We start from the raw sequence: 25,369 nt of genomic DNA, 5'->3' as shown, positions 1-25,369 counted from the left end.
CGCCATCTCGCCACGCTCGGGTCCCTGGGTAAAGTCGGTCCTCGCTTCGCTCGGGCTGCGCCCTCTGGGGCTCCCGCCCCAGACCCAAGGCAGGGGGCTCCGCCCCCCACACCCCCGAAACCCGGGACGACCAGCCGAAGACAAGCCCTCAGCACTTGAAGGCCACCCACACCGGGACCGACCGGCTCACGACCCTTTACCGTTCGGTCACTGACCGCCCGGGTTCTCCCGCTTGCCCAGCGGAACGGCTGCTCGGAGATCCCATCGGTAGAGCCGTCCGTCGCGGACCTGCTCGACGAGATGAACTTCACCGACCCGCAGGGGGCGGCCCTGGGGTTGGAGCGCGAGCGCGTCGATGACGGGTTTCGCCGGGCCGTCTCCGTGGCTGTAGGCGACGGAGACGTGCGGGGTCCAGTCGGGCTCGTCGGCGAGCTGGTGCACGCGCACCGATGCGGCTGCGGCACCCCGGACCGCCTCACGCACCGGGTCAAGGGCCTGCGGTGGCCGGATGCCGAGCATGATCGCCTCGCTGTGGAACCACAGCTTGCCCAGCTCCACCTCGATCGGGGCCAGGGCGCCAAGCCGTTCCGCGGCCCCTTCGAGCATCGCGTCGACCTCGGCCACGCTGATCTCGTCGGCGAACCCGATGATCTGCGTGGTCATGTGCAGCCACTCCTCCGGGATCAAGTCCAGGCCGTCCAGTCCGGCGAGCTTGTCCTGGTACTGGCGTACGAGTTCGCGGGGCTCGGGCTGGTCGTGCAGCAGGATGTGCCATACCAGCAGGCGCCGACCCGGCCGGACGCCGGGACGCCACCACCAGTGGTCGGACATGCGGGTCGGATATGGACTCATGGGACCTCCGGGGTGGTGAGGGCCGTGTGCTCAAGCGAACCGGTTTGGAAGGCGCGGATGCGTTCTTGCAAGGAGCTGGCCCGAGGGTCGCCCTTGTAACGGTTGTGACCGAGTCGCTGGGCAACCTCGGTCATGCGGCCGGTGATGGTGACGACACGGAACTCCCGGCCGAGGTCAAACACCGGGGCCAGTTCCTTGGCCGCGCCTTCCGGCTCACCCTTCATGACGTAGGCCAGCGCGGCGCCAATGCGAACCTGGGCCCAGGTTCCGTACACACGGGGGTCGCCTTCAGCCCATGCGTCATCGGCGGCCTGAACGGAGTGGAGCATCGCGTCGGGGTCGCGGGCACCGAGGCCCACCTGGAGTGCGTAGGTCTCCTGCCGGGCGCGCGGGCAACTCCAGGCGTCGGCCGTTTCGTCCAAGTTGTTCAGGTCATCGCGAGCGTCCTGGGCCCGCCGTAGAGCCTCATAGGCCGAGCCGATATCGCCACTGGATTGCAGAGCGGTCGCCTCCGAGACTGCCAGCAGGATCCGCCCACGGGCTCCTATGGGCGCCAGGTCGAATCCGCGACGAGCGAACTCGGCCGCCTCACCATAGCGACCTTCCCATCTAGCGGTCTTGGACTGCGCACACAGCACCAGCGCACGGACCGGATCCGAGTCGGCCTCGTCAGCGCACGTCCAGGCCGCGTACCCGTAGGCGTCCGCAAGGTCGTAGCGCCCGACGTCGCCAGCCAGAAGGTTGATCAGGGCGAACAGCTCAGCCGACACAGTGAGCAGCGTCTGCGTCTGACCGAGGCGCTGGCGGCCGTTGCGCAGGATGTACGTCACGCGGGCCTGGAGACCGCGGGCTTCTCCCAGGACGTCCAGCGGCGGCCGACGGGGATAATCGAACGTCAGCCGACGGGTCGCGGTCTCCAGATAACCGATGACACCATCGCCCACATTGGACTGCTCCAGCCACGCGGCAAGTTCGACCGCTTCCTCGGCTGCGTCGTCTCGGGCGGGCTGAGTAATGATGCCGGGGCCGGTGTAGAACAATTCTGCCTCGGTCTTGCCTGTGACCTTCGCGTACAGCGGCCGGTAGATCGGGCCCGGAACGGAGTCGCCCCGCTCCCACTGCTTGATCATGTCCGCAAGGCTCTGGATACCCGGCAGGTCGTCGGCGGTCTGGCCTGCGGCGTTGCGGAGCAGAATGGCCCACTTCTCACGCGAGTAACGCGCACGGCCGGTGAGGCTCTGCGGCTCCTCACGCAGCCGCCGCAGACGCGCGCCGATGGCCTTCCTGATGACCTTCTTGTCGGCGGACATGTCGCGATTCACCTCTCGCCGGGACCCGTCAAGGGGAGGCTGCGTAGCCTCCCCCTCCTCCCCATGGTCCCCCTAGTCCTCCGCCATCCGCCACGGATTCACTGGCTCCAACAGAACGTGCGTCGGCGCGGTGGGTCGATGCAGGCGCACGTCCTGGCCAGAGACAAAGCGGCCCCGGCCTGGTGTTACCGCACCAGGTGGCCCGGGGCCTCGGCCGGAAGGAGACTCCGACCTATGGCTGATGGTAGATCCATCACCGAGCCGCTCGCCCGGCTCGCCGCGTTCCTGGGCGGCCAGGGCCTCAAGACCGAGCTGACCGAGCGCGGCTTGAAGGTGGTCAACCCGGAGATCGCCGGGTGCTGCTCGGCCAACGCGGCCGACACGGTCGCCTGCCGTCCGCGGCCGGAGGACGGTGGCCGACTCTGGCTGTGGACGTCGTGGGGCGAGCCGATCGCCGAGGCCGACCACATCGTCGACGCCGCCCTGATCATCCGTGGCAACCTTGCCCGCCGTGCGCTGGGCGAGGTCGCGCGGTGAGCGCGATGGCTCCGCCGCCGGCGGAGGTCTCCCGCATCGTCGCCGAGTTCCGCCGCTGCTTCCCGGGCGTTGTGGCCTGGTGGGGACGCTCCACAGGGCAATGGTGGGCACTCACCCGTGACGGCTTCGGCCGTGACCACTTGGTGGAGGCGCCCGATCCGGCCGAGCTGGCTCGTCGGGTGCAGGCCGTTCTCACCACGCCCCGATTCGCCCACGACCGCCGAGCCGACGACCCTGCGAGTCCTCTGGCGACCGGTATCGACGGACCTGGTCGGCCCGCCGCGGCCCCGGGCCGCAGACCTATGGCCGCCATGGCTTCGTCCGGCGCGGCCCGCTCTGCGGCCGTCGCTGACACTCTCGACGATCCCTGGAGCGCGAAGCATGCCTCGCTTCAACGAACCGTCCGTCCTGACGCGGTACGCGCAGTTCGGACCGCTCGACAGCCTGCACGGCGCACTCCGCCAAGCATTCCCCCAGGTAAGCGTGGCCCGCGTCAGGAAGCCCTCGGAGTTCGTCGCCGTCGACTGCCGGCGCCGGGGGCCTTGGCGGGTCTGCTGGGAGGACGGCGACGAGCTGTTCATCTGGGCCTCTGGTCCTGACAAGGACAAGCCCGTCGGCACCCTCATCTATGTCGATCGGACCGCGCAACGGATCGCGCGCCTGCTCGGCCTGCCTACTGACGTACTGCGATGCTGACGCCCCGTCCGTAGACGCGGCCGGGATGGCTGATCGACCACCTCGCGTCCCCGAAGTGCACATGGCACACCTACCCAGACGGCGGGGCGGGCTGGCCTCAACGGCGCGGCAGCCGGGCCCGTCCCGCATCAACGCCGTGCGACTGCCCCAGCTCCCACGCCCCCTTCGGGAGACCCCCACGCACTCAGGGCGGTCGCACGGCCCAGAACCCGGGTTGGTGGCGGGGAAACGCCACCGCCCGGGGCAGTGCGGCCGGTGTTCCTTGGCCCCCCGGAGGGACATCGGCCGCAACCACAGACTGCGGCTCCGGTAGATGGCGCGCGCCGGGGCCGTGCCAGGTTCGTCGAAAGCGCGCCGGAGGTGAACATGACCATCACAGCCGACCACACCGATCAGGCCGCGCAGGCCGCTGTCAAGGACCCGCGTGACCTCGTCCCGCCCGAGGTGTTCGACCTTCTCGTGGCGGACATCATCCGCTACAACCACGTCACCCGCGTCTACGCCGAGCGGCTGATGGGGCAGGCGCTGGTGTTCCTCAAGGCGCACGCCGACCTCGTCAAGGCCGCGAAGGCAGACCCCGGCGCCTGGATCAGGATCGTCCCCTCGGTGCCGGTCGACGAGGGCTGGCACGCCTTCCTCAAGCGCACCAAGCCCTACACCGAGTTCGGCATGCACCACGCGGGCGACTACCTGCATCATGTCCCGGTAATGGACGAGGACATCCGGTCCGGCGCCGCGCTGGAGCGGACCGTGCCGATCCTGAAGGCCACCGGTTACCGCCTCGACATGGAGTTCTGGGAGTCCGGTGCCGGGGCGGGCTGCTGCCCGCCCGAATGCAGCACCATCGGAGACTGACGGAAGGCCTCGATGCGCAGCACGTGGGCGATCCTGCCGCACGAGATCCGGGACGCCGTGGCCGAGCGGACTGGTCTCGTCCAGGAGGTCCGGCCGGTCACGGCCGGAACCAACGCCGAGCTGGCCGCCGTGGTGAACGGCGCGGCGGGGCTGGCGTTCGTCAAGGCCGCGAGGATCTCCGGCCGTCAGGCCCGTGCGTTGCGCAGAGAGGCCGCGATCAATCCGCACGTCCGCGAGTTCGCCCCCCGGCTCCACTGGACGGTGGAGACCGAGGGGTGGCTCGTGCTCGGCTTCGAGCACGTCGACGGTCGGCACGCGAACTACGCGCCCGGCTCCCCGGATCTGAACACGCTCGCCGCCTTCATCCGGGAGCTGCACATGCTGGCGTGCCCGGACGTGGTGGAGATGCGCGTCGAGCGGCGTTGGGAGGGCCTCGCTGAGGACGTCTCGGCGCTCGCCGGAGACACACTCCTACACACCGACCTCAACCCGCGCAACCTCCTGATCACCAGGTCCGGCCGCCCTTACGTGGTCGATTGGGCGTTCGCTTCTCGCGGGGCCGCCTGGATCGAGGCCGGCCAGGTCATCCCGTGGCTGATCCATGCCGGGCACAGCCCGGCGGAGGCCGAGGCGTGGGCCGACCAGGTCCCCGCCTGGAGGCTCGCCGACCCTGCCGCGATCGACCTGTACGCACAGGTATCAGCCGAACGGTGGAGGCGGCACAGCCAAGCCAACCCACGCCCAAGCGGCGAAGTGCCGGAATACGTCACCGTGAGGGAACGGTGGGCGCGACATCGCGCACGCTGATCCGCCACGAGAGGAGCGTAAGAGCCCGAGCGCTTCCATAAGCGGGTCAGGCCCGATGTGCGGGGGCGGGCCATCAGCCTTATCGAGGATTGCCTGTTGCTTGTCGGTCCGGAGCTGGTCGGGGGGTGTGGGGGGCGGAGCCCCCTGCCTTGGGGTTTGGGGCGAGAGCCCCAATGAGGGCAGCCCGAGCGAAGCGAGGACCGAATCAGCCAGAGGCCCGAGCGGAGTGGTGCGGGGCGGAGCCTTGCTGGGGGGCTGGCTCCCGAGAGAACACAGCCCCCAGATCGTTCAGCCGAAGCGGCCGGTGATGTAGTCCTCGGTGGCCTTCTGTTCGGGGTTGGTGAAGATGTTGCTGGTGTCGTCGATCTCGATCAGCTTGCCGGGCTGGCCGGTGCCGGCGATGTTGAAGAAGGCGGTGCGGTCGCTGACGCGGGCGGCCTGCTGCATGTTGTGGGTGACGATCACGATGGTGTACTGGCTCTTCAGCTTGGCGATGAGGTCTTCGATCGCCAGGGTGGAGATGGGGTCGAGGGCGGAGCAGGGCTCGTCCATCAGGAGGACCTGGGGCTGGACGGCGATGGCGCGGGCGATGCAGAGGCGCTGCTGCTGGCCGCCGGACAGGCCGGCCCCGGGCTTGGAGAGGCGGTCCTTGACCTCGTTCCAGAGGTTGGCGCCCTGGAGGGACTCCTCGACGATCTCGTCCAGGCGGGACTTCTTGCGGACGCCGTTCAGCTTCAGGCCCGCGGCCACGTTGTCGTAGATGGACATCGTGGGGAACGGGTTGGGCCGCTGGAAGACCATGCCGACGACGCGGCGCACGGCGACCGGGTCGACGGACTGGGCGTAGAGGTCCTCGTCGTCCAGCATGACCTTGCCCTCGACGCGGGCGCCGGGGATGACCTCGTGCATCCGGTTCAGGGTGCGCAGGAACGTGGACTTGCCGCAGCCGGAGGGGCCGATGAACGCCGTCACCGACCGCGGCTCGATCGTCATCGAGATGTCCTCGATGGCGTGGACGCCGCCGTAGTAGGCGTGCAGTCCGGAGACTTCGATCCGCTTGGCCATGGGGTGAATGCTCCTTGTCGAGGGTCGGTCAGCGGCCGCCGGCGGGGCGGTACAGGCGGGCGATCAGGCGGGCGCCCAGGTTCAGCAGCATGATGATCAGGATCAGCACCAGGGCGCCGGCCCAGGCCCGGTCGATGGAGTTCTGGTTGGGGTCGGCGGCCTGCTCCCAGATGAACGTCGGCAGCGAGCCCTGCGGCCCCTCGAACGGGTTGGTGTTGATCGCCTTGGTGAAGAAGATCGTCAGCAGCAGCGGCGCGGTCTCGCCCATGACGCGGGCGACGGCGAGCATGACGCCGGTGATGATGCCGGTCAGCGCGGTGGGCAGCACCACGAAGCAGACCGTCCGCCAGCGGGGGACGCCCAGCGCGTAGGACGCCTCGCGCAGGTCGTTCGGCACCAGCTTGAGCATCTCCTCGGTGGCCCGGACCACCGTGGGGATCATCAGGATGGTCAGGGCGAGGGCGCCGGCGAAGCCGGAGAACTCGAACCCGAAGGTGAGCAGCCAGAGCGCGAGGACGAACAGGCCGGCGACGATGGACGGGATGCCGGTCATGACGTCGACGAAGAAGCTGATGGTGCGGGCCAGCCGGCTGCCGTTGCCGTACTCGACCAGGTAGATGGCGGTGAGCACGGCGATCGGGACGGCGATCACGCTGGTGATGGCGACCTGTTCGAGGGTGCCGATGATCGCGTGGTAGGCGCCGCCGCCGGCGTCGCGGCCGCTGAGCCCGTTCATGGAGAACGAGAAGAACGTGCCGTCCAGGCGAGCGAGGCCGTTGCTGATGACGGTCCACAGCACCGACAGCAGCGGGATGACGGCCAGCGCGAACGCGCCGTACACGAGGACCTGCACGAGCCGGTCCTTGACCTTGCGGCCGGTGGAGACCGAGGTCAGCTGCGAGCCCTTCTTGTACGGGGCCTTCGACACGGCGGTCACACGAACTCCTTGCGGCGGGCGACGACGGCGCGCGCGGCCATGTTGACGAGCAGGGTGATCACGAACAGGACGAGGCCGGAGGCGATGAGCGCGCCCTGGCCGGTGCGGGACGCCTCGGCGAAGCTGTTGGCGATGTTGGCGGCGAACGTGGCGCCGCCGTCCTCGAGGATGTGCCAGTTGATCCCGGGGACGAAGGTCAGCACCATGGCGACCGCGATGGTCTCGCCCATGGCGCGGCCGAGGCCGAGCATGGAGGCGCCGATCATGCCGGAGCGGCCGTAGGGCAGCACCGACATCCGGATCATCTCCCAGCGGGTGGCGCCGAGGGCCAGGGACGCCTCGATGTGCGCCTGCGGGACCTGGAGGAACACCTCGCGGGAGATGGACGAGATGATCGGCAGGATCATGATCGCCAGCACCACGCCGGCGGTGAAGATCGAGTTCTTGCCGGGGCTCTCACCGCCGAACAGCGGGATCCAGCCGAGCACGGTGTTGAGGAAGGAGCTGACCGACTCCATGTGCTGGGAGAGGAAGATCAGGCCCCACAGGCCGTACACGATGCTGGGCACGGCGGCCAGCAGGTCGACCAGGTAGCCGAGCCCGGCGGCGAGGCGGCGCGGCGAGTAGAAGGAGATGAACAGCGCGATCCCGATCGCGACGGGGGTGGCGATCAGCATGGCCAGCAGCGAGGAGGCCACGGTCCCGAACGCCAGCTGGGCGATCCCGAACCGGGGCGGCTGGGCGTTGGGGTCCCAGGCCTCGGAGGTCAGGAAGCTGGCCTCGTTGTCGCGCAGCGCCGGGATCGCCTTCCAGATGAGGAACACCGCGATCGCCGCCATGATCACCAGGACGATGATCCCGGAGCCGCGCGCGGCGGAGACGAAGATCTTGTCGCCGGCCCGGCCGGTGCTCATGCGCCGGCCGGTGGCGCGATGTTTGGCGCCGGCGCCCGTCTCGACGCCGGTCTCGGTGGTCACGGGAGAGCCTCCTCGAATCGCTGCGGCTTCGGCGGAATCCACGTCGGCCCCGCCACCGATGCCTTCGGTGGCGGGGCTTTCGCGGTCGGGATCGTGCGTCAGGACAGCGCCTTGATGGAGCCCTGGACCTTGGTCAGGACCGCGGCGGGCAGCGGGGCGTAGCCGATGCCGGTCAGGACCTTCTGGCCGTCCGCGCTGGCGGTGTAGGTCAGGAAGGACTTGACGAACTGGGCCTGCTCGGCCGGCAGCCCCTTCTCGCAGGCGATCTCGTAGGTCACCAGGACGATCGGGTAGGCGCCGGCCTCCTTGGTGGTGTAGTCGATCTTCAGGGCGACGTCGTTGCCGGTGCCGACGACCTCGGCGCCCGCGACGGCCTTGGAGGCGCTGTCGGCGGTCAGCTGGGTGTACTCGCCGGCGCCGTTCTTGACCTTGGCGGTCTGCAGTTTGTTGTTCTCGGCGTAGGACATCTCGACGTAGGAGATGGTCCCGGCGCCGTTCTTCACCTGGGCGGTGACGCCGTCGGACTTGGCGGCGCCCTGCCCGGCCGTGGCGGCCCACTTCTTGGCGGGCTCGTGGGGCCACGCGCTGGGGGCGGTGGCCTTGAGGTACTTGGTGAAGTTCTCCGTCGTGCCGGACTCGTCGGAGCGGTAGACCGGCTTGATCGGGGTGTTGGGCAGCTGGGCGCCCGAGTTCTCCTTGGCGATCGCCGGATCGTTCCAGTTCTTGATCTTGCCGTTGAAGATGTTCGCGATCGTCTCGGGGGACAGCTGGAGGCCGTCGACGCCCTGCACGTTGTAGATCACGGCGACCGGGCCGACGACCATGGGCAGGTTGACGGCGTTGCTGCCCTGGCAGCGCTGCTTGGCGGCGGTGGCCTCGTCGGGCTTGAGCGCCGAGTCCGAGCCCGCGAAGGCCACCTGGCCCTGGGTGAACGCCTCGATGCCGGCACCCGAACCGCTCGGGTTGTAGTTCAGGTTGGCGCCGGCGCACTTCTGCGCGTAGACCTTGGTCCACTCCTCGATGGCGTTCTTCTGCGCGCTGGAGCCGGCGGCGTTCACCGTGGCCTTGGCGCAGTCGATGTCGCCGGTGGGCACGGCGGACGCGTTGGTGCCCTGGTTGCTGTCGCTACCGCAGGCACTGAGGGCGAGCGCGCCCGCAACGACCACACCGCCGAGGGCGGCAAGCCGAGAACCGTTCTTCACCGGTAGGTCTCCTCTAAGTTCGGTTAGGGGTGTCCCGAGCGGGGCGCTGGAGTAGTTTGTCCAGGTAAGGGGGGTCACCGTCGAAAGCGAACCTAGGCACGGGAGGTGACCAGCCACCCCGATCCAGGTGAACGGAGAATGAACGCGGCCCTCTATTGCCGCGAAGATTGCCCCGCCGTGCCATAGACAGCGGGTTAACAGCGCAGGTGATCCACCCTATGAGCTCGGACATTCCTGGCGTTTCGGACAGTTGACGGTTCATCGATCGCCATGAGTTTCAGCGTGTATGCCCGCAAGGTCCGCGACCCCGCCCTCCCCCTCCGCCGCCGCGTCTCGGCGCTCCGCTCCTGCGCGCAGCTGTACCGTCCGATCGGCTTCCACGCCACGCTGGCCTACCTGCGCGCCAAGGCCGGCCCCTACGAGCGGGACGAAGCCGCCCTGCTGCGCGCCCTCGTCCTCATCGAGACCAGCCGGGCCGCCTGGCACGCCGCGATCCGCGCGTACGACGAGACCCGCCGCGAGGCCAAGCTCAGGGGGCACCGCACGCCCCGTTCACCCGGCCCCTTCTGGCCCGCCGTCTGGTACGGCGCCCCAGAGGAGGCCGCCCTCCACGCTGTGCAGTACTGGCACCGGCACCGCCTCCCGGCTTTGCTCACCCCGGAGGACGAGACGGCACATGCGCTGGCCCGTTGCGTAGAGAGGTGCCTGGCGTCCCAAGGCGTCCTGGACGCGGCAGAGCAAGAGGCGCTTCGGGCGGGCAAAGAGGAAATGGAACGCCGCCAGAGGAACCGCCCACCCGACGCCGAGTACTTCCGAACCCGCGACCTGCTGACCTTGACCGCGCTGCTGGGAACCGCCACCCGCCGTCACTCCGGCGGATCCTCGTAGAGCCCACTGGGAAAAGGTTCAGGGCCGCCAGACCTTGTCGGTCTGGCGGCCCTGTTCGGCCGGTTCACGATCAGGCTTTGTTGAAGGTGTTCTTGGCCCAGAGGTAGGAGAGGACGGCGATGCCGGCGCACCAGGCGGTGGCGATCGCGGCGCTGTTGCCGATCGGGGTGCCGAGAAGCAGGCCGCGGACGGTTTCCATGATCGGGGTGAAGGGCTGGTACTCGGCGAACCAGCGGATGGCGGTGGGCATGGAGTCGGTGGGGACGAAGCCGCTCCCGAGAAAGGGCAGCAGGATCAGGGGCATCGGGGCGTTGCTGGCGGCTTCGGGGGTGGGGGACTTCATGCCGAGGGCGACCGACAGCCAGGTGATGGCCAGGATGAACAGGGTGAGCAGGCCGGTGGCGGCCAGCCATTCGACGGCGGTGGCGTTGGGGTTGAAGCCGATGGCGAAGGCGATGCCGACGAGGACGGCCATGCCGAGCAGCTGCTGGACGACGCTGCCGACGACGTGGCCGGTCAGGACCGAGGCCCGGGAGATGCGCATGGTGCGGAAGCGGGCGATGATGCCCTCGGTCATGTCGGTGGCGACCATGACGGCGGTTCCGGTGGCGGCGGTGGCGGCGGCCATGAGCAGGATGCCGGGCAGGACGTAGTCGACGTAGGTGTCGCGGCCGCCGCCCAGCCCGGCGCCGAGGGTGCCGCCGAAGACGTAGACGAACAGCAGCAGCAGGATGACGGGCGTGATGATCAGCTGCACGGTCATGGACGGGTAGCGGATCAGGCGCTTGAGCTGGCGCCGGACCATGGTCGAGGAGTCGCGCAGGGCGAGGGCGGGGGTGTTCATCGGGTGGCCTCCTGCTTCTGCCGGCCGGTGAGGGTGAGGAAGACGTCGTCGAGGTCGGGGGTGTGCACGGTCAGGTCGGCCGGTTCGATGGCGGCCGCCTCCAGCCGGGCCAGCAGCCGGCGCAGTGCCGCGACACCGCCGTCGTGGGGGACCTGCAGGGTGAGCCGGTCGTCGTCGGAGGGGTCCACGAAGCCGGCGCCGAGCGCGCCGAGCGCGCCGGTGAGCTCGTCGCCGTCGGTGAACCGCAGTGACACGTGGCCGCCGGGGATGAGCCGCTTGAGCTCCTCGGCGGTGCCTTCGGCGATCAGCCGTCCGTGGTCGAGCAGGGCGATGCGGTCGGCGAGCTGGTCGGCCTCCTCCAGGTACTGGGTGGTGAGGAAGATGGTGACGCCGCCGGCGACCAGTTCGCGGACGATCTGCCACATGGAGCGGCGGCTGCGGGGGTCCAGGCCGGTGGTGGGCTCGTCCAGGAAGATCAGGCGGGGGTCGCCGACCAGGGTCATCGCCAGGTCGAGCCGGCGCTGCATGCCGCCGGAGTAGGTCTGGGCGGGTTTGCGGGCCGCGTCGACCAGGTCGAAGCGCTCCAGCAGCTCGGCGGCCTTGCGCCTGCCCTCGCGGCGGGACAGGTGCTTGAGGTCGGCCATGAGGAGCAGGTTCTCCTCGCCGGTGAGCAGCTTGTCGACGGCCGAGTACTGCCCGGTGACGCCGATCGCGCCGCGCACGTCGTCCGGGCTGCGGGCCAGGTCGTGGCCGGCGACCTGGACGTCGCCGCCGTCGGCGGGGATCAGGGTGGACAGGATTTGGACGGTGGTGGTCTTGCCGGCGCCGTTCGGGCCGAGCAGGGAGAAGATCGTCCCTTCGGGGACGGCCAGGTCGACGCCGTCGAGCACGACCTTCTCCCCGGACTTGTCGCGGTAGGACTTGCGCAGCCCCTGGGCTGCGATCGCCAGGTTCGTCATGGTTCTGCTCCTTCAGCGGCTGCGGGTCAGAGGCTGCGGGCGTCGATGTCGCCGTGCGAGGTGGTGGCGTGGATGTCGAGTTCCGCCGTGCCGTCGTTCTTGAGGCCGTTGCTGACGCGGCCGTGTCCGGTGCCGGCGTCCAGGGAGGCCGAGACGCCGGCCGCGGCGCCGACCGAGATGTCGCCGGACTGGGTCCGCAACACGACCGTGCCGCCCACGGCCTCGGCGATGCGGATGTCGCCCCTGGTGGTGCTGATCTCCGCGGGCCCGCCCAGCCGGCCGACCTCGACGTCCCCGTCGATCGCGGTGAGGCGGACGCTCGCGGCCTCGTCCAGCTTGATCTGGCGGTAGGCGCCCTCGAAGGCGACGTCGCCGAGCCGGCCGACGCCCCGCAGTTCGGTGCTCACCGCCTTGACCCCGACCCGGGAACCGGCGGGCAGCTTGACCGTCACCTCGATGGCACCGGAGGGGCCGCGGTACTGGTTCTTCGCCGGGGCCTCGATCCGCAGGACGCCGTCGGCGGACTCGACCGTGGTCTGCTCCGCCATCTTCACGTCGCGGCCCTTGGAGGCGTCCGCGGGCAGGACCTCGACCGCGGTGTCGGCCCGGTCGGCGGCGATGAACTGCACGCGCCCGGCGGGGATCTCCAGGACGGCGGCGATCGGGGCGGGGGTGGCGAACTTCTGCATCGTGTGCTCCCTGTGCGTTGTGCCGTTTCGTTTCCGACATCGCAAAAGCTACGTTGCCTTCAAGGATTCTTCAATCTACTCGTTGCACAGTTTCAGCATTTTACCAGTTCAGAGCAGTGAAATCGTTGCAACCGGTGTCGATGTAACGCAACGAAACCCTGCCCGCACGTTGCAATGATGGTGAGGTGAACGCTATGCTGAAGGCATCAGGGACCACGAAGGAGAACGCGATGCCAGGGGGCAGGCTCACCCAGCAGGAACGCCAGCAGATCGCCTTGGGGCTGGCCGACGGGCTCGCCTACGCGGAGATAGCCAGGCGCCTGGACCGCCCGACCTCAACGGTCACGCGTGAGGTGATGCGCAACGGCGGGCCCACCGGCTACCGCTCCGACCTGGCCCACCGCGCCACGGAACGGCGCGCCCAGCGGCGCCGGTCCGCCTCGTCCCGGGCGCCGCAGGCGGCCCCCCTGCCGCACGGACGCGACGTCGAGGCCGTCCGCGAGTACGAGGAGACCTTCACCGACGTCCTCATGGCCTCGGGCCTGCCCAAGATGATGGCGCGGGTGCTGGTCTGCCTCTACACCACCGACTCCGCCAGCCTCACCGCGTCCGAACTCGTCCAGCGCCTGCAGGTGAGCCCGGCGTCCGTCTCCAAGGCGGTCGCCTTCCTGGAGAGGCACACCCTCGTCCGCCGGGAGCGCGACGAACGCCGCCGTGAGCGCTACATCGTCGACGACGACCTCTACTACCAGTCGATGATGGCCTCCGCCCAGGACATCATCAGGCAGGTCGAGGTCCTCCAGAAGGGTGTCGGCGTGCTCGGCCCCGGCACCCCGGCCGCCGTCCGCCTCGAGAGCATCGCCCGCTACCTCGACTACGTCGGCGAAAGCTTCGCCCGCGCCGCCGAGCAGGCCCGCGACGTCCTCTACACGAAAACCGAGGCCGACGACCGTTAGGTGCCGTACATGACGTCCACGGTGTGGCGGGTGAAGCCCAGGGACTCGTACAGGCGGACGGCGGCGGTGTTGGACTCGTCCACGTACAGCAGGATCGCCGGGACGCCCCGGTCGCGGAGGTGGTGCAGGCCCGCGAGGGTGAGGGTGCGGCCCAGGCCGAGGCCCTGGGCGTCCGGGTCGACGCCCACGACGTAGACCTCGCCCAGGCCGTCCGGGTGGATCTTCGTCCAGTGGAAGCCGGCCAGGCCCCGGTCGTTCTCGGCCAGGAAGAAGCCGGACGGGTCGAACCAGGACTCGGCCTCGCGCTGCCGGACGTCGTCGAGCGTCCACGCGCCCTGCTCGGGGTGGTCGGCGAAGGCGCGGCCGTTGACCCGCAGCCAGGCCGCCTCGTCCTGCCCGGGGACGAACGTGCGCAGCCGCACCCCGTCCGCGACCTCGGTCTCGGGGAGGGGGTCGGCGGCGGGACGGCGCATCTGGTAGAGCGCGCGGACGCGGCGGAGCCCCTCGGATTCGGCGAGCTTGGCGGCGGCGGGCAGGTCGCCGTGGGCCCAGACGCGCAGCGGCCCGGCGGCCCGCTCCCGGACGGTGCGCAGCAGGGCGCGGCCGTAGCCGCGGCCGCGGTGGCCGGGGTGGACGACCAGCTCGGCGGCGGCGCTCTCCTCGGCGGTCGCCGGGTCGAGATGGGCGTAGGCGACGATCCCGGCCGCGTCGCGGTCGCCGCCGTCGGTGATCACGAGACCGTGGCCGCCGTTGCGCAGCCGCAGCAGCGCGTGCTCGGAGAGGGCGCCCGCGCCGTCGGCCGCGGTGGCGGCCTCGGCCAGGGCGAGCACCTCGGCGATCTGGGACTCGGTCAGCGGCGCCTCGCTCATGATCGCCAGCCTATGCGGCCGGGCCCCGCGAGCGCAGCACGCCCCTGACCGAACCGTCACGCAAACGTCACCGAGGTGCGCGGAAGCGGATGCCCCGCGCTCTTACGGTGCGAGGATGACTCGACGACGCATCATCCTGGCGTGCGGCACGGCGGTCGCCGCCGCGGTGGCGGTGGCCGCGCAGCCGGCCGCGGCCAAGCCCGCGCCCACCGCGTCCGTTCGGCTGCTGTCGCTGAACGACTTCCACGGCAACCTGGAGCCGCCCACCGGCAGCTCCGGCACGGCCGTCGACGAGACCGGCGCGTCCGTCCCCGCGGGCGGCGCGGCCTACGTGGCCGCCCACCTCAAGCGGCTGGCGAACCGGGACACGCTGACCGTGGCGCAGGGCGACATGATCGGGGCCTCGCCGCTGATCTCCGCCGCGTACCACGACGAGCCGTCGGTGGAGTTCCTGGGCCGGGTGGGCGTCACCGCGTCGGCGGCCGGCAACCACGAGTTCGACGAGGGCCACCAGGAGCTGCGCCGCATCCAGCACGGCGGCTGCCACCCGGTGGACGGCTGCTCCCCGGCGGGCAGGTGGAAGGGCGCCTCGTTCGACTACCTCGCCGCCAACGTGCTGAAGGAGAAGGGCGGCACGCCGATCCTGAAGCCCTGGACCATCCGGAAGATCAACGGGGTGCGGGTCGGGTTCATCGGCGTCGTCACCAAGACCACCCCGACGATCGTCAGCGCGGACGGGATCAAGGGGCTGACCTTCGACGACGAGGTCGCCGCCGCGAACCGCGCCGCCAAGGAGCTCAAGCGGCGCGGGGTGCGGTCGATGGTGCTGCTCGTCCACGAGGGCGACCAGACGCCGGCCGGGCAGCGGCCGGACGCGTGCGGGGTCGTCCCCGGCGCCGGGACGCGCATCGCCCGCGACGCCGACCCCGAGATCGACATGGTGCTGGCCGGGCACACCCACCAGCAGTACGTGTGCTCGGTGACCGACCCGGCGGGACGGCCCCGGCTGTACTCGTCCGGGTCCTCGTTCGGACGGGTCATCACCCAGGTCGACTTCGCGGTGGACCGCCGCACGGGCGACGTCGTCCGCTCGTCCCTGAAGGGCGACAACCACGTGGTCACCCGGGACGTCCCGGCGGACCCGGCGACCGAGCGGTTCGTCCAGACGTGGAAGGACCGGGTCGCGGAGATCGCGAACAAGCCGGTCGGGTCGATCACGGCCGACCTCACCCGGGCCCCCTCCCCCGCGGGCGAGACCGCGCTCGGGGACGTGATCGCCGACGCGCAGCTGGCGTCGATGAAGGGGCACGGCGCGCAGGTCGCGCTGATGAACCCGGGCGGCGTGCGGGCCGACCTGGTGCACCGGGCGTCCGGTTCCGAGGGCGACGGCGTGGTGACCTACGGCGAGGCATTCGCGGTGCAGCCGTTCAACAACGTCATGGGCGTGGTCACCCTGACGGGCGCGCAGCTCGACGCGCTGCTGGAGCAGCAGTGGACGGGTTCGGGCGAGAAGATCCTGCAGCCGTCGTCCACGCTGCGCTTCACCATCGACCGGAGCAGGCCGGTCGGCGACCGCGTCTCCGGCATCGCGGTGGACGGGACGGCGGTCGACCCGGCCGCGTCCTACAAGGTAGCCACCAACAACTTCCTGCTGGGCGGCGGTGACGGCTTCACCACGTTCACCGAGGGCGCGGACCAGGTGCTCGGCCCGATCGACCTGGACGCGTTCGTCGCCCACCTCGGCGCGAACTCCCCGATCGCCCCGCCCGCCCTGGACCGCATCTCCGGCCGGTAGGCGCCGCCAGAGCGCCCCCGGCGTTCCGGCCGGGGGCGGTCAGGCGCCGAAGAGGTGGACGGCCCAGTAGACGATCGCGGCCACGGCGGCGGCCATCGGCATCGTCAGCACCCAGGCCAGCACGATGTTGCCGGCCACGCCCCAGCGGACCGCCGACAGGCGCTTGGTGGCGCCCGCGCCCATGATGCAGGACGTGATCGTGTGGGTGGTGGAGATTGGAGCGTGCCAGATGTAGGCGGCGGCGTAAAGGATCATGGAGGCCGTCGCTTCCGCGGCGAAGCCCTTCGGCGGGTCGAGCTCGATCACCTTCCGGCCCAGCGTCCGCATGATCCGCCAGCCGCCCGCGTAGGTGCCCAGCGACAGCGCGCCGGCACAGGAGACGATCACCCACAGCGGGACGGTCTCGCCGCTGGCGTGCCCGGTGGTGACCAGCGCCAGCACGATGATGCCCATCGTCTTCTGCGCGTCCTGCAGGCCGTGCCCGAGCGCCATGGACGCCGCCGACAGCGACTGCGCGATCCGGAACCGGCGGCCGACCCGGCTCGGGTGCGCCCGCCGGAAGATCCACAGGATCGCCACCATCACCAGGTAGGCCAGGCAGAAGCCGACCACCGGGGAGATCACCATCGGGACGGCCACCTTGTCGACGACCTTGTCCCAGCTGACGCTGGACGCCGAGGCCAGGCCCGCGCCCACCACGCCGCCGATGAGGGCGTGCGAGGACGACGACGGCAGCCCGAAGTACCAGGTGATCATGTTCCAGGTGATCGCGCCGAGCACCCCGGCGGCGACCACGGTGAGCCCGTGCAGCCCGCTCGGCGGGGTGATCACCTCGCTGACCGTCTTGGCCACCTCGACGCCCAGCAGCGCGCCGATCAGGTTCATCACCGCGGCCATCAGCAGCGCCGCCCGCGGGGTCAGCGCCCGGGTCGACACCGAGGTCGCGATCGCGTTGGCCGCGTCGTGGAACCCGTTGGTGTAGTCGAAGACCAGCGCGACCACGATGACCAGGATGAGGACCGCGGTCTGCGCGTCCTGGCGCAGCCCGAGCGCCCCCGCCGCCATGACCGCCAGCACCGCGAGCAGCAGCAGCGGCCAGAACTTCACCGGGCCGCGGCGGGCCTGCTCGGCCAGCGAAGGCTCGGCGCCGGGGGGCTGGTCCATCACCAGGCTCGCGTCCGAGCCGCCGGAACCGCCGGCGCCGTTGGCCGTCCGGAGGGCGGCCCCGGTCTCGTCCCGGACCTCGCCGGGACCTCTGGGCGCGGGGGGTTCCGCGGCCTCCTCGGCGTCCCGGGAGGTCCGCACCTCGCCCGACGAGCTCATGATTCCTTGACCGCGATGGTCTCGACCGTGTTGGCCACGTGCTCGAAAGCGTCCGCGGCCTCCTCCAGCCGGTCGATGACCTCCTTGAGCTTCATCACCGTCAGCGCGTCGTAGTCACCGCCGAACAGGTGCGCCAGCAGCTTGCGGTAGGCCTGGTCGCCCTGGTTCTCCAGCCGGTTGATCTCGATCCAGTACTCGTTGAGCTCCTTCATCGAGCGCAGCCGGGGCATCGCCTCGGCGGTCAGCTCGGCGGCCCGCTCGAGCACCTCCACCATGTGCACGATGCCCTTGGGGAACTCCTCGATCTTGTAGAGCACGACGAGGTCGGCGGCCTCCTCCATCTCGTCCATCACGTCGTCGATCGTGGAGGCCAGCCGGTAGATGTCCTCGCGGTCGAACGGGGTGATGAACGTTTCGTTGAGCCGGCGCATGATCGCGTGGGTGCACTCGTCGCCCGCGTGCTCGCAGGCGCGCATCTTCTCCGCGATCGCTTCCCGGTCGGCGCCGTCGCTGATGAGCTCCACGAGCAGCCTGGCGCCGGTGACCAGGTTGTTCGCCGAGTCGGCGAACATGTCGTAGAAGCTGTCCTCACGCGGCGTGAGACGCAAGCGCACGTTCGTACTCCTGATGTGCCGTGACGGTCCGCAGAGGATCGTAGGCGCAACCAGGCGTAAAAAGAACCTTTGCCTCGCCTTCGGCTGCCGTCCGCCGTCCTCTCACCTACAAGACTGCCCTTGGGACACCAATGCACACGCACGGGAGAGGGCCCTGTCGGGGCGGAGAGAGCTTGTTTTCCATCGCGCGAACATTCTCTGTGACGAAGCACTCACAGAGTGTAGTCGGAATGGTGTGAGTCAACTCACTCTGCGACTGGACGAAAAGCTCGAGCAAGGGCGGGGCATCAGCCACTAAAGAGTGCCCCCGAAGTCACCATGGAACCGCTGCCCGAGCCAATGCGGGACCGCCGCGGGCAAAGCGGAAGCCGGGCACGCCGCTCGGAGGGCGTCCCCGGCCTGTTGCGGAACTATCGGTCCTGTGGCGTCAGCTCGCGACGACCGGCCTCACCCGAACGCAGCCCGAGCACCATGTCGATCTCGTCCAGCGTCAACGGCCGCTCGGCCGCCGCCACCGCGCTGAGAATCTCGGCATAGAGTTCGATCTCATCCAGCGCGACCCGGTCGTGGACGCGCAGGTCGAAAGTGTGCTGGCGCACCGCGTCCACCTCCGTTCGTTCCCCACACCCGTACCGAGGCTACGCGTCCGTAGCCCGCGGGCACATGACCCAAGAGGGCCATTCCAGAACCACTCTCGGGACGGGTCTTCCCGGCCACGCGCATTGGATGCGGACTATCTACGGATGGTCACCCTCGCTCCCGGAAATCCCCCATCATCTGCTCCAGGGGCGACTCGGGCAGGTCGCGGGCGGTGAGGCGGGCCACGGTGGCCGCGTTGACGTCGACCCCGGCCAGGCGTGCGGCCTGCCGGGCGATGGTCTGTTCGAACAGCTGCCGGACGGTGCGGGCGAAGGCGAACTGCGGATCGTCGCGAAGCCGGGCGAACCGGGCCAGCAGCTCGACCCGCAGCTCCTCGTCCAGCAGGTACAGGTCGCGCTCGGCGTACGCCTGGAACAGCCCGACCAGGTCGCGGTCGCCCATGCCCTCGAACTCCAGCGTCCGGCCGAACTCGGCCTGGAACGACGGATTGCCCGCGAGGAACCCCTCCATCTCGGCGGCCAGGCCGGAGCAGACCACCATCAGCCTGCGCCCGCGCTGCCGCATGCAGCGCAGCAGCTCGTTCACCACGGCGGGGACGCGGTCGAGCCGGTAGGCCTCCTGGATCAGCAGCACCCCGCCCAGCGCCTGGTCGACCATGCTCGCGACCCGGGCCTCGGTGTCGAGCTGGTCGCGGCCGGACAGGTGGACGGGACGGCAGGCCACCACATGGCCGGAGTCCAGCAGGCCGAGCGCGGCGTAGATCCCGCCGAGCAGCCCGGCCACGGTCGTCTTGCCGGTGCCGGACGGGCCCACGAAGACCAGGTGCAGCCGGTCGCGGCCGCCCACGCCGTGCCGGGCCCGGTCGGCGGCCAGCGCGGCGTCGTCGGCCAGCTCCCGCACCGCCTGCTTGACCTCCCGCAGGCCGGTGAGCTGGTCGAGCTGGCGCAGGTAGCCGTCGATGTCGCCGGGCGGGCGCAGCGCCGGCTCGATGCCCTCGGCGACGCCGGCGAGGTCGTCGGGGGCCAGGACGAGCCGGTCGCGGGAGGCGCCGCCGGCCCGCTCCAGATGCCGCTGGCAGGCCTGGTCGAGATAGGCCTCGACGAGCCGGGCGTTCACCAGGTCGCCGGGGCCGCGCAGGCGGTCCAGGTCCTCGCGGGCGACCTCCAGCGCCGACGACCCGATCGTGACCCGCCGCTCGTCGGCCAGCAGGTGCAGCAGCGTCATCCGGCGGTCGAGGTCGCCGAAGTCGGGCAGCCGGTACACCCGGAACACCTCGATCAGCCGCGGATGGTCCTGCAGCAGCCGCTTGTAGGCGCGCGGCTCGCAGGTCGCGATCAGCGGCGCGGTGGCGGCGGGGCTGCGGCGGGCCCGGCGCACGGCGGTCGCGACCGCCGCCGGGTCGCCGGCGCCGGTGATCGCCACGTCGAGCCGTTCGAAGAGGATCGCGGGGCCGGGCCGGGTCACCAGGGCCGGCAGCCGCTCGGCGGGCGCGTCGCGGACGTCGTCGGCGTCGTGGGCGCGGATGGCGCCGTCGCCCATCCCGGCGTCGGCCAGCGTCAGGGCGATCAGCCTGGACAGCCGCCGCTGGCCGCTGTGCGGGGCGCCGACGATGAGCACGTTCGGCATACGGGCGGAGGGGGCCGAGGGGGCCGCGCCGCCGTCGAACCGGGTCGCGCCGCCGACGCCGTCGAGGCGGGTCGCGGGGCCCGCGTCCAGGCGGGTGGCCGGGCCGACGTCCATCCGGGTCTGGTCCACGGCCGAGCCGCCGCCCGCGCCGCCCGCGCCGCCCGCGCCGCCACCGGAGGACTTCCAGCGCTCGGCCTGCACGCGCAGGCCGTCGAGCAGGTCGCCCGCGTCCTCGGTGCCGGAGACGAAGTTGATGCCGAACCGCTCCAGGGAGCGCCGCTCGGACCTGTCCTTGGGCGGCGGGATCTTGTGGACGGGCGTCTCGGGGGACGGGGTGTCGTCGAGGAAGTCGAAGTTCCCGACCATGGTCTCGGACATGATCCGCGTCCCGGGACCGGCGTCGCGGCCACCGGGCGTGGGCGGCGGCTGCGGGGGGTGGAGCGCACCGGGGACGTTCTGCTCGCCCGCGGCCTCGCCCAGGTCTTCCGCGCCCAGGACTCGTGTGCGGGGGCGGTCTTGAGGCTGCGCGGGCGGCGGCGGGGGCACGGGCGGCTGGGCGGCCTCCTGCTGATGCGCGGCGGGCTGCTGCGGCATCGGAGGCTGCTGCATGGGCGGCTGCTGCTGCCTGGGCCCCGGAGGAGGCGGCACCTGCCCGGGGGGAGGCTGCATGGGCTGGGGAGGCCCCGGGGGCTGCTGGAGCGGCGCAGGAGGCCCCTGGGGAGCGCCTGAAGGCTGGTATCCGAGCTGCGTGTACGGCGGCGCGAGGTGCTCGTCCGCCTTCTCCTCCTCCTGCTGTGGAGGCTGCGGGGGTTGCGGGGGCTGGCCGTAGGGCTGCTGCGGCTGCTGGGGGTCCGGGCCGGGCGGAGCGTAGGGCGTGCCAGGCGGAGGGCCGGGCGGGGTGCCGGGCATGCCGAAGGCACCTGCGGGGGACGGGCCCTGCGGCCCTGCTGCGGGCTGGCCAGGAACCGCGGGGCCGGGGGCTTGCCTCTGCAGGCCGAGCGCGGTGTACGGCGGGACGGCGCTCCCCTCCTGCTTCTCCTCCGAGGCCGAGAACGCGGCTATCTGCGGGTCGGGCGGAGCGAACGGCGCCGGGCCCGCACCCGGCTGCGCGGGAGGCTGCACGAAGGGCCGGTCGGCCTCACCGGCAGGCTGCGACGGGCGGCGCGCGCCCGGCGGGAATCCCGGCTGCGACTGGGCCCCGTACGGGGGCGGAGGCGGCGGAGGCGAGTGCTGGGCGGCCTGGGCCTGCGCCGAGGGCGCGATGGTGGGCGCCCCGGCGGTGGCCCGTACCCGGCTCCGTCCCACGAGACCGGCCGCGATCGCGTTCGGTACGGGGAAGCCCCGGGGGCGCGCGGGCATGCCCCCGGCCAGCCTGCACCAGGCCAGATCCAGCTCGTACGTCGTGGCGAGGAGCGTTTCGGCGCCCTTGCCCGAGACCGACCCCAGCGGCCTCGGCAGGCGCAGGTCGTCGGGCCAGAGGCGGCGCAGGGGGTGCCCGTTCTGGTGCAGCACCGCCTGGACGGTGTAGCGGATCTCGGGGTCGAGCCAGGGGACGACGTTGGCCGCCACGTCCTTGCGCACGGTGGCCAGGTCGGCGGCCAGCAGCGCGGCGGACACCAGGCGGGGCTCGACGTACGAGGGGTCGCCGGGGTCGCCCACGTGCCGCGCGACCTCTTCGGAGAGCGCGTAGAAGGCGTGCCGGAAGTTGTCGCCCTGCGAACTCTCGTTCCGCAGCGCGGGCACCAGGTGGGGCGGGCAGCGGGTCAGCCACTGCTGCACGATCGCCTGGTCGCCGTACGGGAGCGCCCCGTAGTCGACGGTCGGGTTGCTGAGGGTTGCGCTGAGCATCGCCAGGAGCGCGTCGGCCCGTACCTGGAAGCGAGGGTCTTCGCGTAGCGCGCTGGCCACCGCCCACATCGTCCGCAGTACGACCACCGCCGCGTCGACGCGGCTGGCGCGCAGGCGTTCGGCGTAGAGCGCGACCAGGGTTTCCAGAGGAGGAGGGGTGAGCCAGCGTGGCCCGTCCACATCGGGCAGCGGCTTGGCCCGGTACTGCTTCCAGTGGTCGAGCAACTGCGCGTCGAAGCGCGAGTCGAACACCGGGGCCGCCGCGCACCACAGCATCACGCCCCAGGAGGCGGCAACGGTCGAGGGCGTCTGCGGGGTGAACTGCGACGACCAGTGCGGGTACTCCTGCGTGGGCAGCGCCGCGGCGGAGTCGACGGTCGCGCGCACGCGCAGGCTCAGGTCGCCGTCGAACCCCCGGCCGACGAAGGGCCGTACAGGAGACGGGTCGTAGGAGAAGTCGGGCCCCGCGGGCACGACGTGCGGCGGCAGCGCGGGCACCTGGCCGCCGCCCTGCCCCGCGGGCCGGGCGGCCATGCGGACCTCGGGCGTGCGCGGTGGAGGGCACAGGTACCACTGGCCGTCGGACGGGTGCAGCCGGTACCACCGGGCCCACGCCCCGAACGCCCACCACGTGCCGTCGGGCAGGACGAGGAGCCGCCCCCCGATGGCGTGCTGGCGCTGCTGAGGAGGCGCAGACGGCCACCATCCGGCGGCCACCATCGCCCGCGTGTCACGCTCTGCCGCCGAGAACGGATCTTCCCCCCTCGGGGGGCTGGGCGGCGGAGCACTGCCATAGCCCGGTCCCCACACCACGTGGTCATCGTAGTCAGCCCGAGACCCGCCGAACTCCCCACGAGCCCGACAAAAACGCGTACGCGCAGGTCAAATAGGGTGCTTTCCCGCGAGCCTCAACCGCCTCAGCCGTCCCGGCGGAAATTCTTTGCTAGGCGTCGCGCCATTCCGCGGTCGCGTGGCGCTTGGCCTTGTCCATGTAGGAATCGGGGGTGAGGCGCAGGATGGCCCGGTCGTCGTCGTTCAACTCCCGGACGATCTTGCCCGGGACGCCCGCCACCAGCACCCCGGCGGGGATCTTCTTGCCCGGGCCGACCAGGGCCCCGGCGGCGACGAGGGTGCCGGCGCCGATGCGGGCGCCGTTCATGACGATGGCGCCGATGCCGATCAGCGCGCCGGTCTCCACGTGCGCGCCGTGGACCATCGCCTTGTGCCCGAGGCTGACCCGGTCCTCCAGGAGGGCCGGGGTCCCGGGATCGGCGTGCAGGCAGCTCAGGTCCTGGATGTTGACCTCGTCGCCGACGATGATCTCCTCGTCGTCGCCGCGCAGCACCGAGCCGTACCAGACGCTGGAGGCGCGGCCCAGCGTCACCTTGCCGACCACGACCGCGCCCGGCGCCACCCACGCCTCGGGGTGGATGCGCGGCCCGTCCTCGCCCAAAGACCCGACATAGCTCATGCCGGAGATGGTAAGGCGGTGTCCTGCGCCGGGGCGGCACCGGGGCGGGGCGGGCGGGTCGCGGAACCGGACGGGGAAGGCGTGACGGTAGGTTGCCCACCGCACGGCCATAGACGCGAAATTTCCTGAAATCGGGTGACTTGGCGCATCACCGTGGCAGAAGAAACTGCAGCGAGAACAGGCATTCCGCTTGCGCGAATGGGGTGGACCGGACAAGAGTCGACCCTGGACGTTTCCGATGATGTGCAGCCCGCCGTGCCACGCGAGGCCGTGACGCGCGGGCGAGGACCACGAGCCTGCGCTCTCTCCGACCCTGACGGGGTGATCAGCCCCCGCCAACGACCCCCCAAGGCACCATGAGCAACGAAGCAGAAATCCTGCCGAACCTTCTCCGCGAGGAGACCTTCGAGATCGTCATGCGCGGCTACAACCGCCGCCAGGTCGACGAGTACATCGCCCGCAGCCAGAACCAGATCCGCGAGCTGGAGACCCGGCTCGCCCGCGCGCTCGACGACGTCGAGCGCACCCGCCGCGAGATGGCCGAGGTCCGCGAGGCTCGCAAGCCCACCGGGGACGATCTGAGCGACCGGCTCCGGCAGATCATCAACCTGGCCGAGGACGAGGCCAAGGACAAGGTCGCCGAGGCCGAGGCCAAGGGCCAGCAGATCCGCAAGGACGCCGAGCAGGAGTCCAAGCGGATCACCGACGAGGCCCGCGCGCACGCCGACAAGGACCTCGCCCAGGCCGAGCAGAAGGCCGAGCAGGTGCTGGCGGCGGCCAAGAAGGAGTCCGACAGCGTCCTGACCGCGGCCACCCAGGAGGCCGAGCAGACGGTGACCAGCGCCCGGCTGGAGGCCGAGCGCACCCTCACCGCCTCCGAGCGCCGGGCCAGCGTGATCAACGAGGGCGCCACCCAGCGGCTCACCCAGCTCACCAAGAACCACACCCAGGCGCTGCAGCGGCTCACCGAGATCAGCGAGACGCTGCACCGGCTGCTCACGGCGGAGAACGAGGCCGGTCCGCTGGAGAAGATGGTCGAGGACGCGGTCAAGCAGCACACCGGGCCGGCTCCGTCCGCCCCGGCTCCGCAGCGCAAGCCCGCCCCCGCGCCGTCGCCCGCCCCGGCCGCCAAGGCCCCGGCGCCGAGCCCGGCCCCGGCCGCCACGGCCCCCGCCGCCCCGGCCAAGCCCGCGGGCGGTCCGCCGTCGCCGTCGCCGGCCCCCTCGTCCCCGTCGGGTCCGTCGGCCCCTTCGGCTCCCTCGTCTCCGTCGGCCCCGTCGAGCGCCAAGCACGCCGCGCCCGTGGCGCCCAAGCACGCCGCCCCTGCCCCCGCCCCCGCGGCGGGCGGGCCGTCCGGCGCCCCGGTCGCCGGCTCCCCCGCGGGGTCCGGCTCCGCGCCGGGATCCGGGTCCGCCTCGGGCCCGGCGTCCGGTCCGGCGCCGTCCGGATCCGGCCAGCCGCACCCGGCGATCAAGAAGGCCGAGCCCGAGCCCACGCTGGTCGACAAGCCGGTGCCGCCGGTCCCGTCCGCCGGTCCGTCCCAGCCCAAGGCCGCGGCCCCGGGCTCCGACCTGGACGACCCGGCCGACCGGCCGCTGCCGCCGTCCGGACGCGGTCCGGGCGAGCCTGCCTGAGCCGGCCCGCCCGAG

The 25,369-nt window shown here is 71.3% G+C and carries 23 protein-coding genes; 8 read left to right on the top strand and 15 right to left on the bottom strand.

Annotated features, from left to right (window positions below; genetic code table 11):
• Nucleotides 1-207 precede the first annotated feature (207 nt).
• Nucleotides 208-852, bottom strand: coding sequence for a 2'-5' RNA ligase family protein (locus ACZ466_RS24805; protein WP_378281648.1), 645 nt, complete (start codon nt 850-852; stop codon nt 208-210).
• Nucleotides 849-2,162, bottom strand: a complete 1,314-nt coding sequence (locus ACZ466_RS24800) for an ATP-binding protein (RefSeq protein WP_378281649.1) — start codon at nt 2,160-2,162, stop codon at nt 849-851. Before ACZ466_RS24800 ends, ACZ466_RS24805 begins: the two co-directional genes overlap by 4 nt.
• 234 nt (nt 2,163-2,396) lie before the next feature.
• Here ACZ466_RS24800 and ACZ466_RS24795 point away from each other — a divergent pair, with 234 nt between their 5' ends.
• The 4 genes from ACZ466_RS24795 to ACZ466_RS24780 all read left to right on the top strand — a co-directional run bounded on the left by ACZ466_RS24795 (nt 2,397) and on the right by ACZ466_RS24780 (nt 5,057).
• Nucleotides 2,397-2,699: a hypothetical protein gene (locus ACZ466_RS24795; RefSeq protein ID WP_378281650.1), complete on the top strand. Its 303-nt coding sequence runs from the start codon at nt 2,397-2,399 to the stop codon at nt 2,697-2,699.
• 381 nt (nt 2,700-3,080) lie between these two features.
• Nucleotides 3,081-3,395 carry a hypothetical protein gene (locus ACZ466_RS24790; protein WP_378281651.1) on the top strand — a complete coding sequence of 105 codons (315 nt, stop codon included), beginning with the start codon at nt 3,081-3,083 and terminating at the stop codon, nt 3,393-3,395.
• A 366-nt stretch (nt 3,396-3,761) separates the two neighbouring features.
• The gene (locus tag ACZ466_RS24785; RefSeq protein ID WP_464043957.1) at nt 3,762-4,250 is read left to right on the top strand and encodes a glycine-rich domain-containing protein; all 489 of its coding nucleotides are present in this window, start codon (nt 3,762-3,764) and stop codon (nt 4,248-4,250) included.
• 12 nt (nt 4,251-4,262) lie between these two features.
• Entirely contained in the window at nt 4,263-5,057 is a 795-nt protein-coding gene (locus tag ACZ466_RS24780; RefSeq protein WP_464043956.1) for a phosphotransferase, read from the top strand.
• Between the two features lie 288 nt (nt 5,058-5,345).
• Here ACZ466_RS24780 and pstB read toward each other — a convergent pair whose 3' ends face one another.
• From pstB to pstS, 4 genes are all read right to left on the bottom strand, one after another.
• A complete protein-coding gene (gene pstB, locus ACZ466_RS24775) occupies nt 5,346-6,122 on the bottom strand; it encodes a phosphate ABC transporter ATP-binding protein PstB (RefSeq protein WP_378281653.1) in 777 nt (258 codons plus the stop codon).
• A gap of 28 nt (nt 6,123-6,150) precedes the next feature.
• Nucleotides 6,151-7,059, bottom strand: coding sequence for a phosphate ABC transporter permease PstA (pstA, locus tag ACZ466_RS24770; RefSeq protein ID WP_378281654.1), 909 nt, complete (start codon nt 7,057-7,059; stop codon nt 6,151-6,153).
• Nucleotides 7,056-8,036 (bottom strand): phosphate ABC transporter permease subunit PstC, encoded by a 981-nt coding sequence (pstC, locus tag ACZ466_RS24765; protein ID WP_378281655.1) that lies wholly within the window; start codon nt 8,034-8,036, stop codon nt 7,056-7,058. Before pstC ends, pstA begins: the two co-directional genes overlap by 4 nt.
• Nucleotides 8,037-8,134: 98 nt before the next feature.
• Nucleotides 8,135-9,238, bottom strand: a complete 1,104-nt coding sequence (gene pstS / locus ACZ466_RS24760; RefSeq protein WP_378281656.1) for a phosphate ABC transporter substrate-binding protein PstS — start codon at nt 9,236-9,238, stop codon at nt 8,135-8,137.
• 270 nt (nt 9,239-9,508) lie between these two features.
• Here pstS and ACZ466_RS24755 point away from each other — a divergent pair, with 270 nt between their 5' ends.
• Nucleotides 9,509-10,126, top strand: a complete 618-nt coding sequence (locus ACZ466_RS24755; protein ID WP_378281657.1) for a hypothetical protein — start codon at nt 9,509-9,511, stop codon at nt 10,124-10,126.
• 70 nt (nt 10,127-10,196) lie between these two features.
• Here ACZ466_RS24755 and ACZ466_RS24750 read toward each other — a convergent pair whose 3' ends face one another.
• The 3 genes from ACZ466_RS24750 to ACZ466_RS24740 are packed head-to-tail and all read right to left on the bottom strand — an operon-like array spanning nt 10,197 to nt 12,618.
• Nucleotides 10,197-10,970: an ABC transporter permease gene (locus tag ACZ466_RS24750; RefSeq protein ID WP_378281658.1), complete on the bottom strand. Its 774-nt coding sequence runs from the start codon at nt 10,968-10,970 to the stop codon at nt 10,197-10,199.
• Nucleotides 10,967-11,929, bottom strand: a complete 963-nt coding sequence (locus ACZ466_RS24745; protein ID WP_378281659.1) for an ATP-binding cassette domain-containing protein — start codon at nt 11,927-11,929, stop codon at nt 10,967-10,969. Before ACZ466_RS24745 ends, ACZ466_RS24750 begins: the two co-directional genes overlap by 4 nt.
• 26 nt (nt 11,930-11,955) lie before the next feature.
• Nucleotides 11,956-12,618: a DUF4097 family beta strand repeat-containing protein gene (locus ACZ466_RS24740; RefSeq protein ID WP_378281660.1), complete on the bottom strand. Its 663-nt coding sequence runs from the start codon at nt 12,616-12,618 to the stop codon at nt 11,956-11,958.
• A gap of 230 nt (nt 12,619-12,848) precedes the next feature.
• Between ACZ466_RS24740 and ACZ466_RS24735 the strand changes: the two genes are divergently transcribed.
• On the top strand, nt 12,849-13,574 hold the full coding sequence (locus tag ACZ466_RS24735; RefSeq protein WP_378281661.1) for a helix-turn-helix domain-containing protein: 726 nt from the start codon (nt 12,849-12,851) through the stop codon (nt 13,572-13,574).
• Here the strand turns inward: ACZ466_RS24735 and mshD are convergent.
• Entirely contained in the window at nt 13,571-14,443 is an 873-nt protein-coding gene (gene mshD / locus ACZ466_RS24730; protein WP_378281662.1) for a mycothiol synthase, read from the bottom strand. The two genes, ACZ466_RS24735 and mshD, sit on opposite strands and share 4 nt — an antisense overlap.
• Nucleotides 14,444-14,558: 115 nt before the next feature.
• On the opposite strand from mshD, the gene ACZ466_RS24725 reads away from it, so the two are divergent.
• Nucleotides 14,559-16,238, top strand: coding sequence for a bifunctional metallophosphatase/5'-nucleotidase (locus tag ACZ466_RS24725; protein ID WP_378281663.1), 1,680 nt, complete (start codon nt 14,559-14,561; stop codon nt 16,236-16,238).
• 39 nt (nt 16,239-16,277) lie between these two features.
• Here ACZ466_RS24725 and ACZ466_RS24720 read toward each other — a convergent pair whose 3' ends face one another.
• The 5 genes from ACZ466_RS24720 to ACZ466_RS24700 all read right to left on the bottom strand — a co-directional run bounded on the left by ACZ466_RS24720 (nt 16,278) and on the right by ACZ466_RS24700 (nt 23,720).
• A complete protein-coding gene (locus ACZ466_RS24720; protein ID WP_464044024.1) occupies nt 16,278-17,402 on the bottom strand; it encodes an anion permease in 1,125 nt (374 codons plus the stop codon).
• Nucleotides 17,403-17,557: 155 nt separating this feature from the next.
• The gene (locus tag ACZ466_RS24715) at nt 17,558-18,175 is read right to left on the bottom strand and encodes a DUF47 domain-containing protein (RefSeq protein WP_378281664.1); all 618 of its coding nucleotides are present in this window, start codon (nt 18,173-18,175) and stop codon (nt 17,558-17,560) included.
• A gap of 410 nt (nt 18,176-18,585) precedes the next feature.
• The gene (locus ACZ466_RS24710; RefSeq protein WP_378281665.1) at nt 18,586-18,783 is read right to left on the bottom strand and encodes a hypothetical protein; all 198 of its coding nucleotides are present in this window, start codon (nt 18,781-18,783) and stop codon (nt 18,586-18,588) included.
• A 139-nt stretch (nt 18,784-18,922) separates the two neighbouring features.
• A complete protein-coding gene (locus tag ACZ466_RS24705) occupies nt 18,923-22,969 on the bottom strand; it encodes a hypothetical protein (protein ID WP_464043955.1) in 4,047 nt (1,348 codons plus the stop codon).
• Nucleotides 22,970-23,192: 223 nt separating this feature from the next.
• Nucleotides 23,193-23,720, bottom strand: coding sequence for a gamma carbonic anhydrase family protein (locus ACZ466_RS24700; RefSeq protein WP_378281667.1), 528 nt, complete (start codon nt 23,718-23,720; stop codon nt 23,193-23,195).
• 356 nt (nt 23,721-24,076) lie between these two features.
• Here ACZ466_RS24700 and ACZ466_RS24695 point away from each other — a divergent pair, with 356 nt between their 5' ends.
• Nucleotides 24,077-25,354, top strand: coding sequence for a DivIVA domain-containing protein (locus tag ACZ466_RS24695; protein WP_378281668.1), 1,278 nt, complete (start codon nt 24,077-24,079; stop codon nt 25,352-25,354).
• The last annotated feature ends 15 nt before the right edge of the window (nt 25,355-25,369 follow it).

It is taken from the genome of Actinomadura rugatobispora, from assembly GCF_055379765.1.
The sequence above is the reverse complement of the archived record's forward strand: the minus strand, read 5'-3'. Positions and strand labels throughout refer to the sequence as shown.